Annotated in this window: 13 protein-coding genes; 6 read left to right on the top strand and 7 right to left on the bottom strand. The window is 76.2% G+C overall.

Annotation, left to right across the window (positions count from 1 at the left end):
* The first annotated feature begins 242 nt into the window (after nucleotides 1–242).
* Together CBZ_RS10040 and CBZ_RS10035 are read left to right on the top strand one after the other, a co-directional pair.
* Nucleotides 243–752 (top strand): mycothiol transferase, encoded by a 510-nt coding sequence (locus CBZ_RS10040; protein WP_130781422.1) that lies wholly within the window; start codon nucleotides 243–245, stop codon nucleotides 750–752.
* 162 nt (nucleotides 753–914) lie between these two features.
* On the top strand, nucleotides 915–1,244 hold the full coding sequence (locus CBZ_RS10035) for a hypothetical protein (RefSeq protein ID WP_130781421.1): 330 nt from the start codon (nucleotides 915–917) through the stop codon (nucleotides 1,242–1,244).
* Nucleotide 1,245: 1 nt separating this feature from the next.
* Here the strand turns inward: CBZ_RS10035 and CBZ_RS10030 are convergent, their stop codons facing one another.
* Nucleotides 1,246–2,124: an NAD(P)H-hydrate dehydratase gene (locus CBZ_RS10030; RefSeq protein WP_130781420.1), complete on the bottom strand. Its 879-nt coding sequence runs from the start codon at nucleotides 2,122–2,124 to the stop codon at nucleotides 1,246–1,248.
* The gene (locus tag CBZ_RS10025; protein ID WP_130781419.1) at nucleotides 2,117–2,854 is read right to left on the bottom strand and encodes a histidine phosphatase family protein; all 738 of its coding nucleotides are present in this window, start codon (nucleotides 2,852–2,854) and stop codon (nucleotides 2,117–2,119) included. The genes CBZ_RS10030 and CBZ_RS10025 overlap by 8 nt, the downstream gene beginning before the upstream one ends.
* Nucleotides 2,855–3,019: 165 nt before the next feature.
* Here CBZ_RS10025 and CBZ_RS10020 point away from each other — a divergent pair, with 165 nt between their 5' ends.
* Complete coding sequence (locus CBZ_RS10020) at nucleotides 3,020–3,286, top strand: acylphosphatase (protein ID WP_373862166.1); 267 nt, start codon at nucleotides 3,020–3,022, stop codon at nucleotides 3,284–3,286.
* A 116-nt stretch (nucleotides 3,287–3,402) separates the two neighbouring features.
* The gene (locus CBZ_RS10015; protein ID WP_130781417.1) at nucleotides 3,403–4,281 is read left to right on the top strand and encodes an LLM class F420-dependent oxidoreductase; all 879 of its coding nucleotides are present in this window, start codon (nucleotides 3,403–3,405) and stop codon (nucleotides 4,279–4,281) included.
* A gap of 70 nt (nucleotides 4,282–4,351) precedes the next feature.
* Here the strand turns inward: CBZ_RS10015 and CBZ_RS10010 are convergent, their stop codons facing one another.
* From CBZ_RS10010 to CBZ_RS09990, 5 genes are all read right to left on the bottom strand, one after another.
* Nucleotides 4,352–5,074: a 5'-methylthioadenosine/adenosylhomocysteine nucleosidase gene (locus CBZ_RS10010; protein WP_130781416.1), complete on the bottom strand. Its 723-nt coding sequence runs from the start codon at nucleotides 5,072–5,074 to the stop codon at nucleotides 4,352–4,354.
* On the bottom strand, nucleotides 5,071–5,523 hold the full coding sequence (locus CBZ_RS10005; RefSeq protein ID WP_130781424.1) for an S-ribosylhomocysteine lyase: 453 nt from the start codon (nucleotides 5,521–5,523) through the stop codon (nucleotides 5,071–5,073). Before CBZ_RS10005 ends, CBZ_RS10010 begins: the two co-directional genes overlap by 4 nt.
* 177 nt (nucleotides 5,524–5,700) lie before the next feature.
* Nucleotides 5,701–6,597: an ABC transporter permease gene (locus tag CBZ_RS10000; protein WP_246013234.1), complete on the bottom strand. Its 897-nt coding sequence runs from the start codon at nucleotides 6,595–6,597 to the stop codon at nucleotides 5,701–5,703.
* On the bottom strand, nucleotides 6,584–7,579 hold the full coding sequence (locus tag CBZ_RS09995; protein WP_130781415.1) for an ABC transporter ATP-binding protein: 996 nt from the start codon (nucleotides 7,577–7,579) through the stop codon (nucleotides 6,584–6,586). Before CBZ_RS09995 ends, CBZ_RS10000 begins: the two co-directional genes overlap by 14 nt.
* Nucleotides 7,576–8,757 carry a LolA family protein gene (locus CBZ_RS09990; RefSeq protein ID WP_130781414.1) on the bottom strand — a complete coding sequence of 394 codons (1,182 nt, stop codon included), beginning with the start codon at nucleotides 8,755–8,757 and terminating at the stop codon, nucleotides 7,576–7,578. The genes CBZ_RS09995 and CBZ_RS09990 overlap by 4 nt, the downstream gene beginning before the upstream one ends.
* Nucleotides 8,758–8,920: 163 nt before the next feature.
* Here CBZ_RS09990 and CBZ_RS09985 point away from each other — a divergent pair, with 163 nt between their 5' ends.
* Nucleotides 8,921–9,574 carry a response regulator transcription factor gene (locus tag CBZ_RS09985; protein WP_130781413.1) on the top strand — a complete coding sequence of 218 codons (654 nt, stop codon included), beginning with the start codon at nucleotides 8,921–8,923 and terminating at the stop codon, nucleotides 9,572–9,574.
* On the top strand, nucleotides 9,571–11,022 hold the full coding sequence (locus tag CBZ_RS09980) for a sensor histidine kinase (RefSeq protein WP_130781412.1): 1,452 nt from the start codon (nucleotides 9,571–9,573) through the stop codon (nucleotides 11,020–11,022). The genes CBZ_RS09985 and CBZ_RS09980 overlap by 4 nt, the downstream gene beginning before the upstream one ends.
* Nucleotides 11,023–11,129 lie beyond the last annotated feature (107 nt).

Below are 11,129 nucleotides of genomic sequence, written 5' to 3'. Positions count from 1 at the left end.
GCGGCGGCGCTCGCCGCGGGCATGGACGCGGTCGACGTCCGGCCGCGGCGCGACGCCGGCTGACCCGTCGCCTGCGCCGTCGCGCCTCCCGTCGGTGGTCGTGCCTGCGCGGCCGCGACGCCGCACGGCCGCCGCACGACTGCCGCACGGCCGCCGCACGGCCGCCGCGCGGTCGCCGCACGACGTGGCTAGCGTCGGTCCGGCACGCCGTCGCCCCGACGGCCGACCCCCGGGAGCCGCACATGGACGTCGCCGACCTGCTCGTCGAGGCCCTCGGGCGCGTGGGACCGGTCCTGCGCTCGGCCGTCCGCGACCTCGATCGCGACGGCCTCACGTTCCGCCCCGACCCGGGCGCGAACTCGATCGCGTGGCTCGCCTGGCACGCGGCCCGCGGGCAGGACGCGCAGGTCGCGGACCTGGCCGGCGTCGAGCAGGTGTGGACGGCGCGCGGGTGGTCGCAGCGGTTCGGCCTGCCGTTCGCCGCGGGCGCGACCGGGTACGGCCAGTCGACGCAGGACGTCGCGCTCGTCGACGTGCCCGCCGAGCTGCTGCTCGGCTACTACGACGACGTCGCCGCGCAGACCGTCGCGTACCTGCAGCGGCTCGAGCCGGGCGACCTCGACCGCGTGGTCGACGAGTCGTGGGACCCGCCCGTGACGCTCGGCGTCCGGCTCGTCAGCGTCGTCGACGACGACGTGCAGCACGCTGGCCAGGCCGCGTACGTCCGGGGGCTCTGGGACCGGTCGCGCTGACGAGGCGTCGACCAGGAGCGGCGGGTGATATCGCGCCCGCCCCGATGTCGTGGCCCGGCCGACAGGCCTAGCGTGGGTTGCGGACAAGTCCGGCAAAGCGGGCAGGGGGCGCCTCCCGGCCGTGTCCACGGCAATGGTCCTGGCACCCCCAAGGAGACAAAGATGTCCCGCATCGCCACCTCGCTGGCCGCTACCGCGATCGCCGGCGCCGCCCTCGCCCTGTTGGCCGCACCCGCATCGGCCAAGAGCCCGGTCGACCCGTTCCTCCACAACCCCGACAACTGGGAGAACGGCGTCTACACGTGCACCAAGGTCGAGTACGTCGACGGCACGAAGAGCTACGTCGTCCCCGACGGAGTGGCCTTCGTGGTCGTCAAGACCGGCACCGTGTACACCGTGGTCGACCACGACCCGTACGGCACGACCCACTGGTTCGCCAAGGACATCAGCTTCGTGATCAGCTGCGCGCCCGACGGCGGCACGGAGAGCTGAGTCAGCGGGCCTGCAGCTCGACCAGCACCCGCGGCAGCTCGGTGAGCAGCTCGCGCGCGAGGTAGCCCAGCGGCCCGACCCGGGCGGCCAGCCGGTCGCCTGCCGTCGCGTGCAGCGCCACGCCCCAGCACGTCGCCTGCGCGGCGTCGGCGCCGCCGGCCAGCAGCCCCGCGACCGCGCCCGCGAGGACGTCGCCGCTGCCGGACGTGCCCAGCCCGGAGTAGCCGCTCGCGGACGCCCAGACGTGCCCGTCGGCGTCGGCGACCGTCCCGGTGCAGGCCACGACCGCGCCGTAGCGCTCGGCGAGCAGGGGAGCGGCGCGGTCGGCGGGCACGTCCTCGCCACCCAGCAGGTGCGTCGCCTCGGTCGTGTTCGGCGTGAGGACGAGTCGCCCGGCGAGGGTGTCCCGCACGGCGCGGGCGTCGCGCAGGACCCCGAGCGCGAACGCGTCGAGCAGCACGACCGTGTCGTCGCCGAGGCCGGCGCACACGTCCTCCAGCACGGCGAGCGTCCCGTCAGGCTCGTCCAGGCCCGGTCCGACGACGACGGCGTCGGCGCGCGCGAGCTCGTCGTCCAGCACACCGGCGGCACCCCGGACGGACCCGTCGGCGGACTCGGGCAGCGACAGCACCCCGGCCTCGGGCACGGCGACGGCCAGCGTCGGCGCGACCGAGCCGGCGGCGGCGAGCGTGAGCCGACCCGCCCCGACCCGCAGCGCGGCGACGCCGCACAGCAGCACCGCGCCGGGCGTCCTGCGGGCGCCGCCGACGACGAGGACCCCGCCCCGCTCGTCCTTCGAGCCCGTGCGGTCGGGCAGCGGCCAGCCGCGCAGCGCGGCCGGGGTGAGCGGCACGGGCGACCCCGCGGCGGCGTCAGACACGCGCGTCGTCCGTGCCCTCGTGCTCGGTCACGGGCGCGTCGAGCGCCTCCAGGTGCCCAACCTCGTCGAACAGCGCGAGCGACCACGCGTCGTCCGCCCGGTCCAGCCGCGTCACCGACGCGTTCCGCACGCTGCCCGAGCGCACGACGTCCATGAGCTCGTCCTCCGTGAGGTCCTCCAGCACGTAGCGCAGGAGCAGCACCACGGCGTCGTGCGCGACGACCAGGACACGGCGGCCGTCCTCTCGGCGTTCCAGGTCGGGCACGAGGGTCCGCAGCCGCAGCGCGACGTCGGCCCACGACTCGCCCCCGGGCGGGCGGTGGTACATCTTGCCGAGCAGTGCGCGCCGCGCCGCCTCGTCGGGCAGCCGCCGCCGCACGCCGGTCCCCGTGAGCCGGTCCAGCACCCCGAGCTCGCGGTCGCGCAGCCGCTCGTCGGTGTGCACGCGCAGGTCCAGGCCGGCGACGTCGAGCGCGTGCCGGGCGGTCTGCCGGGCGCGCAGGTACGGCGAGCACCAGAGGGCCTGCGGTGTGTCGTCGGGCCCGAGCGCGCCCAGCCAGGTGCCGAGGGCCCGCGCCTGCTCGGCCCCCCGCTCGGACAGGGGCGTGTCGGCGTCGCGGGTGTCGATGTCGACGACCTCGGCGCCGGCACGGTCGGCGGCGGTGGCGGCGACGTTGCCGACGCTCTCGCCGTGCCGCACGAGCAGCAGGGTCGTCGGTCCGGGGTGCACGGCTCCACCGTCGCACCCGTGCCGCGACCGCGCATCCGAGGCAGTCTGGTGCGAGAGCGGCCGGGGACGGCCGCGTGCGACGACCGGGAGGGCGGCGAGGGCGACCTCGGGGGTGGCGATGGGCGGACGGTCCAGGGTGTCGACGGGTGCCCGACGGTGACGCGGGTGCGCCGCCACCTGGTGGTGCGGGGCTTCGTGCAGGGCGTCGGCTTCCGGTGGACGGCCGCGCACGAGGCGCAGCGCCTCGGCGTCGCCGGGTGGGTCCGCAACCGGGCGGACGGGTCGGTCGAGGCGGTCGTCGAGGGCGACGAGCCGGCCGTCGACGCGTTCGTCGGCTGGGCGCGGCACGGGCCGCGCGGTGCGTCCGTGTCCTCGCTCGACGTGACGGCGCAGGAGCCCGAGCACCTGGCGTCGTTCGACGTCGAGCCCTGACCGCGACCTCGCCGCCTTGACTTCGAGCGCGCTCGAACGTGCAGGGTGCCGGGAGGGCCGCACGACGGCCCCGGGCGACCGGCGCGGTCCGCCCACCGACGACGACAGGAGCGCCCGTGCGGGTCGGCATCCACCTCATGCGGTTCGACGCGGTCGAGCCCGCCGCCCTGCGGGGCGAGCTCGGCGCCACGGCGGAGGCGGCCGAGGCCGCGGGCGTCGCGTGGGTCTCGGTCATGGACCACTGGTTCCAGATGGTCGCGGCCGGGTTCCCCGCCGAGGACCCCATGCTCGAGGCGTACACGACGCTCGGCTACCTCGCGGGACGGACCGAGACGGTGCAGCTCGGCGTCCTCGTCACGGGCGTCACCTACCGGTACCCGGGCCTGCTCGCGAAGACCGTCGCGACGCTCGACGTGCTGTCCGGCGGCCGTGCGACGCTCGGCATCGGCGCCGCCTGGTACGACCGCGAGCACGCCGCCCTCGGCGTCCCGTTCCCGCCGCTCAAGGAGCGGTTCGAGCGGCTCGAGGAGACCCTGCAGATCAGCCGGCAGATGTGGGACCCGGCCGCGAACGGCCCGTACGAGGGCACCCACTACCAGCTCGCCGAGACCCTCTGCTCGCCGCAGCCGCTGCGGCGCCCGGAGATCATGGTCGGCGGCGGGGGAGAGCGCAAGACGCTGCGCCTCGTCGCGCAGTACGCCGACGCGTGCAACCTCTTCGCCGGCACGCCCGACGACGTCGCGCACAAGCTCGAGGTGCTGCGCGGCCACTGCGAGGACGTCGGCCGCGACCCCGCGGAGATCCGTGTGACCGTCCTGCACGCGGGCGACGCGCTGCTGACGGGCGACGTCGACGGGTTCGTCGAGGAGATGCGGCCCTTCGCCGCGCTCGGCGTCGAGACCGTCATCCTGCGGCCGCCGGCCACGAGCCTGTCGGCGTGGGTGCGGGACGCCGTGGCGCCGGCCGTGCCGCGCGTCGCGGACCTCACCGCCTGACGCGCCGCCCGCGCCCGGCCGCCGGGAACGCCCTCGACGGGGCGTCCTCCCGGCGGCCCGGGCCGCGGTCCTACGGCACCAGGTGGGGCGTCGGCTCGTCGGCCATCGCCCGCAGGAGCTCGATCACGACGGCCGCGGAGCGGTCCGCGGCGTCGTCGACGTGCGTGAGGAAGTCGTCGTTCGCGACCGGCCCGCACAGGTCGGAGATGCCGCGCACCGACAGGAACGGCACCCCGTACAGGTGGCTCGTGTGGGCGAGCGCCGCGGACTCCATGTCGGTCGCCAGGGCGCCGGGGAACGCGGCACGGATCCGGTCGACGCGCGACGCGTCGATGAACGCGTCGCCCGACAGCACGGTGCCCGAGTGCAGGCGCAGGTCCACCGCGGCCGACGTCGCCGCGTCGTGCAGCGCGTGCTCGGCCGCGTACACCTCGGGCATGCCGGGCACCTGGCCGAGCTCGTAGCCGAACGCGCGCGCGTCAGCCCCGGAGTACACGTACTCGGAGCCGACGACGACGTCGCCGACACGCACGTCCACGCCCACGCCGCCCGCGCTGCCGGCGCTGACGAGCGCCTTCGGGTGCGTCGCGTTGATCGCCACCGCGGCTGCCGTGGCGGCGTTGACCAGGCCGATGCCGCTGACCACGAGCAGCACCTGGCGGCCCGCGAGCGTGATCATCCGGTGCTCGGCGTGGCCGACCCGCGTCACCGGTCCCACGAAGTCGGCCCGCGCGACGAACGGGGCCGCCTCGTCGGCCATGGCCGTCACGACGACGGCGTCGACGGCGATCACGCGGTCACCGTGCTCCACGCGTCGCGCTCCGCGAGGAACGTGCGCGCGGCGTCCTGCGCCCCCGACAGCGTGTGGTTGGCGCCCCAGCCGCACTGCACCTCGTTCGCGGCCGGCACCTCGGTCGCGCCGAGCACGTCCTCGAGGGTCGACTGCACGAGGCCCAGGACGTCGTCGTAGGCCCACTCGCCCTGCAGGATCAGGTAGAAGCCCGTCTGGCAGCCCATCGGCGAGAAGTCGACGACGCGGTCCGAGTGGTTGCGCGAGTGCTCCGCGAACAGGTGCTCCAGCGAGTGCACCGTCGGCATCTCCAGGTGCGCCACGTTGGGCTGCGTGAACCGGACGTCGTACTTCTGGATGACGTCTCCGGCGGGCAGCACCTTCGTGTCCGCGAGGCGCACGTAGGGCGCGGCGACGGTGCGGTGGTCGAGGTTGAACGACTCGACGTTCATGCGAGGCTGGTTCACGGCACGCTTCCTGTCCGGCGGGTGAGGACACCATTGTCAACCGGCGGGACCCCCTCGTGCTTCCACGGACGGCCGACGTCCGAGGGGCGGACACCGCGGTGCGCGGCGCCCGCCCCTCCACCGGACGGTTCCGGATGTGGTGCCGGCGTGGGGGCGGACGGGTCAGGACGACACGTCGGCCGTCGTGAACCGTGCCCACGCGAGCGACCCGAACACCACGACCCACGCGAGCTGCACGCCCAGGCCGCCCGCGACGACGCCCCAGTCGGGCGCGATGCGCAGCAGCTCGGCGAAGTCGAGCCAGTGGTGCGTGAGCAGCCCGGGCCGGATCGCGTCGAGGGCGGGCAGCGTGTCGAGCACGCCCGACACGATCGCGACGACCACTGTGGCGGCCATCGCACCGACGGGCACCTCGGTGAGCGTCGAGAAGAACAGCCCGACGGCGACCAGCCCGGTCATGGACAGCCCGACGTACGCCACGATGCCGGCGACGCGCAGCGCCCCCGACGCGAGCGGCACGGTGTCCCCGGAGAGCAGGACGACGTCGCGCAGCCCGAACAGCACCGCGCCCGCGACGAGCCCGACGACCGCGATGGCCAGCACCGCGGCGGCGACGAACGTGAGGGCACCGGCCGCCTTGACGACGAGCAGCCGGGCGCGTGCGACGGGCGTCACGAGCAGGTAGCGCAGCGTCCCGGCCGACGCCTCGCCGGCGATCGCGTCGCCCGACGCGATCCCGACGGTGAGCGGCAGCAGGAACGGCAGGCACACGAAGACCGACGCGACGACGAGGAACAGGCCGTTCTCCGTGACGCGCCCGATGAAGCCCGGCCCCTGACCGGACATCGCCGAGTCGCGCGTGAGGAACACGACCAGCCCGAGCAGCAGCGGGACGGCGCCCAGGCCGGACAGCAGCACGACGTTGCGGCGGCGGCCGAGGACCAGACGCAGCTCGCTGCGCAGCAGCCGGCCGAACGCGCCCGGCTGGGCGCGGGGGACGGGGGCGGCGGTCGCGACGGGCGCGACCGTGGCGCTCGCGAGCGGGTCAGCGTGCGACATCGAAGCCCTCCCCGGTGAGCTCGACGAAGATCTCCTCGAGGCTCGGGTGGCGCACCTCGAACCCGACGAGGTCCACGCCCGCGGCGACCGACGCCGCCGACACGCGCTCGGGGGCGACGTCGCCGAGCAGCGCGTCGACGCGCAGGCCGTCCGTGCCGACCTCGTCCAGCCCGAGCCCGGCGAGCACGCGGGCGGCCGCGCCGGTCAGCCCTGCCGTCGTCGTGACGCGTACCCGGCTGACGCCACGTGCGACGAGCACGGACCGGTCGCCCTGCAGCACCATCCGTCCGGACCGCATGATCCCGACGTGCGTGCAGACCTGCTCGATCTCGGCGAGCAGGTGCGACGACACCAGCACGGTCGTGCCCGCGTCGGCGAGCTCCCGCACGAGGTGCCGGACCTCGCGCGTGCCCTGCGGGTCGAGGCCGTTCGTCGGCTCGTCCAGGACCAGCAGGTCGCGCGGGCGCAGGAGCGCGGCGGCCAGCCCGAGCCGCTGCTTCATCCCGAGCGAGTACTGGCGGTACCGCTTGTCGGCGGCTGCGGTGAGGCCGACGCGCTCGAGCGCCTCGCCCGCGCGACGGTCCGCGGTGCGCGGGTCGGCCGTCGCGTCGGCCGCCTCGAGCCGCGCCAGGTTGTCCCGGCCCGACAGGTACGGCTGGAACGCGGGCCCCTCGACCAGCGCCCCGACGCGGGGGAGCACCGCGAGCGCGGCCTCCGGCATCGGGGAGTCGAGCAGCCACGCCGCGCCCGCGGTGGGCCGCACCAGACCCAGGAGCATCCGGATCGTCGTCGTCTTGCCCGAGCCGTTCGGCCCGAGGAACCCGTACACCGCGCCGCGCGGCACCCGCAGCGCGAGGTCGTCGACCGCGACCTGGCCGGACCGGAACCGCTTCGTCAGCCCTTCGGTGCGCACGGCCAGGGGCCCGGTGGCGTCACCGGACCCCTGGCCGACCCGCGCGGGGTCGAGCACCGCCGAGCTCACGCGAGCCCCTGCAGCGTCTGCGGGGACACCGCCCCCAGCAGCAGCCGCCCGTCGTCGGTGATGAGGACGCTGAACAGGTCGGAGCTGATGAGCCGGCCCTCGGGCACGGCCGTCGTGATCGCGTCGAACAGCGCCGTCGGGTCGAGCTCGCCCGGGGCGCCCTGCGACGGGTCGCGGCCGAAGTCCTCAAGCAGCGCCTGCGCGCTGTCCGACCCGATCGTCGGCTCGTGCTGGGCCAGGTCGCCCAGCGCCTCGGGGTCGCCCGCGACGAGCCCCGCGACGTCCACGTCGGCCACCTCGACGACCGTGTCCCAGCCTTCGCCGTGCACCGTGACCCCGGCGGGCAGCGTGCCGTCCGTCTTCTCCTGCGCGGCGCCCGCGAGCTCGGCGTCGGTCGGCAGCGGCACGACGACCTCGCGCACCTGCGCACCGGCGGGCGGCGAGAACGTGAGGACCGCGTCGGTCGGCGTCGCGAACGTCACGTCGGTGAAGCCGACCTCGAGCGCCGGCTCGGTGTCGTCCTGCGCGCTCCACACCTGGACCCGCAGCGGCGTCGACGTCTCCGCGTCCACGGCGAGGACCGTGCGGCCGACGAGCGTCGTCGTGCTCTTCGGCGTCACGACCAGCTGGTACGCGTCGCGCCCCGCCACCGTCGTCACGCCGTCGAGCGACACCGTCGACAGCTCCTGCGCGTGCGCGAGGGCGGCGTCGGCCGCGGCCTGCGGCGTCGGCAGGTCGCCCTGCACCGGCGGGCCGGACTTCTCGAGCTCCTGCAGGCGGGCGACGTCGGCGGCGTCGAGCGTGTAGTGCACGACCTCGTCGTCGTCGCTCGAGTACGTCCACGCCTGCGCGGCGTCGTGGACCACCGAGTACTCGGAGGCGGCGCCGAGCAGCGCGACGCGCGAGCGCGTCTCGCCGTCGGTCCACACGCGCAGCGTCGAGCTGCCCGACATGAGGTTGACGGGGTCCGCACCCGCGGCCGTGCCGAACGGCAGCGACGGCAGGCCGAGGCGCGCCGTGTAGACGATCGTCCCGGACAGGGCGGGCGCCTCGGCGCCGGCGACCTGCGCGACGAGCTCCTCGGGCGTGACGGGCGGCAGGCCCTGGTCGTCCGCGCTCGCGAGCAGCGGAGGGGCCAGCACCGCGGCGCCGACCGCGACCGCGGCGACGGCGGGCACGGCCCAGCGGGCCCGGGGGGGACAGGGACCGGCGCGCCGGGCCGGCCGGGGGCTGCGGGGTGGGCTGTGTCTCGGTCATGACCCCACTGTGCGCCACGCCCGCTGAGGGCACGCTGAGACGAGCGGCGGCGACCGTGCGCGCCGCGGGTGGCATGCTGCTGACGTGCGGTTACTCGTGGTGGACGACGAGCGCGGCCTGACGAGCGCGCTGCACCGCGGCCTGTCCGCGGAGGGGTTCGCGGTCGACGTCGCGCACGACGGCGAGACCGGCCTGCGCCTGGCCCTCGAGCACGACTACGACGCGATCGTGCTCGACATCATGCTGCCGCGCCGCAACGGCTACGACGTCGTCACGGCCCTGCGCGCGCAGGACGTCCGCACGCCCGTCCTGCTGCTCTCCGCGAAGGACGGCGAGTACGACGTCGCCGGCGGCCTCGACGTGGGCGCCGACGACTACCTGACGAAGCCGTTCGCGTTCGTCGTGCTGGTCGCGCGCCTGCGCGCGCTGCTGCGCCGCCCGCCGCAGGTCCGGCCCGCGGTGCTCACCGTCGGCGGCCTCGTGCTCGACCCCGCGGCCCGCACCGTCACGCTCGGCGGGGAGCCCGTCACGCTCACCGTGCGCGAGCTCGCGCTGCTCGAGTACCTCATGCGGCACGCCGACCGCGTCGTCGGGAAGGTCGAGCTGCGTGACCACGTGTGGGAGGGCACCGGCGAGGACGTCAACGTCGTCGAGGTGTACGTCGGGTACCTGCGGCGCAAGCTCGGGCGCGACGTCGTCGCGACCGTCCGCGGCGCCGGGTACCGCGTGGCGGGATGACGACGCCGGACGACGGTGCGCCGGCCCGGGTTCCCGCGCCGGCCGGGACCCCCGTGCCGGCCGTGCCGGCGGGGCGACGGCGGTCCCGCGCGTCGCTGCGGCTGCGGCTCACGGCGCTGACCGCCGGGCTGCTCATGGTGACGCTCGCGGTCGGGGCGGTCGTGCTCACGTCCGTGCTGTCCGCGGGGCGGGTCGCGGCGCTCGACGACGTGGTCCGGGCCCGCGCGGAGACGGTCGCGGACCTCGCGGCGGCCGACCGGGTGCCCGACCCGCTGCCCGTCGTGGAGAGCGGCGAGATCGCCCAGCTGCTCGACGCCGACGGGCTCGTGCTCGCCACGTCGGCCAACGCGACGCGCACGCTGCCCGTGCTGCCCGCCGACGCGCTCGCGCGGCTGCGTCCCGCCGACGACGCGACCGTCGTGGTGTCGACGACCGACAGCGGCTACGACCCGGACGCCCGGGTCGCGCTCCGGGCCGCGACGTACCGCGGCGAGCCCGTGACCGCCGTCGCGTCGGTCCCGCTCGACGAGGTCCGCGGGCTCGTGCAGGCGCTGCGGCTCGCGCTCGTCGTCGTCGTGCCCGTCCTCACGGCACTGCTCGCGGGCACGATCTGGGTCGTCATCGGCCGCGCGCTGCGGCCCGTCGACGCGCTGCGCCGCGCGGCGGCCGACGTCGCGCGCACCGGCGGCCGGGGCTCGCTGCCCGTGCCGCCCGTCGACGACGAGCTCGCGGCCCTGGCGCGCACGCTCAACGACATGCTCGACCGGCTGGAGACCAGCGCCGCGCGGCAGCGCACGTTCGTCGGGGACGCCGCGCACGAGCTGCGGTCCCCGCTCGCGTCGCTGCGCGCGACCCTCGACGTCGCCCGCGCGCACCCCGACGCCTACACCTCCGCCGAGCTCGTCGCGGACGCCGACCGGGAGGCGCAGCGCATGCAGGCGCTCGTCGACGACCTGCTGCTGCTCGCCCGCGTCGGCTCGACGCCGCTCACGAGCGACGAGCTCGACCTCGCCGCGGTCGTGCACGACGTCGTGGACGCCGAGACGGGCCGGGCGAACGCCCCGACGCACGGGCCGGACGCGGCCGGGACGCCCACGGTCGACGTCGGGGGAGCGGGTCGCGGGCGGGGCGACGCCGTCGCCACGGGGCGCGTCGTGCGCAACCTCGTCGGCAACGCGCTGCGGCACGCGCGGACCGTCGTGCGGGTCACCGTCGCCGACGGGCGCGTCGTCGTCGAGGACGACGGGACCGGGATCGCCGTCGTCGACCGCGAGCGCGTGTTCGAGCGGTTCGTGCGCCTCGACGACGCCCGCGAGCGCGAGGCGGGCGGCTCGGGACTGGGCCTCGCGATCGCCCGTGAGGTCGCGCGTGAGCAGGGCGGCGACGTCGTGCTCGGGGAGTCGGACCTCGGGGGGCTCCGGGCCGAGGTCCGGCTGCCCGTCGCCTGAGCGGCGCTCGGGAGCCGCCGGGACGCCGTCCGTACGACGACGGCCGGCGACCCCGTCCGCAGGTGCGGGGTCGCCGGCCGTGGCCGTCACGAGGGGCGCGTCAGACG

Origin of the sequence: Cellulomonas biazotea, from assembly GCF_004306155.1 — a bacterium.
In the GTDB taxonomy this organism is placed as follows: Bacteria; Actinomycetota; Actinomycetes; order Actinomycetales; family Cellulomonadaceae; genus Cellulomonas; species Cellulomonas biazotea.
This window is presented reverse-complemented; position numbering and strand designations above follow the sequence as displayed.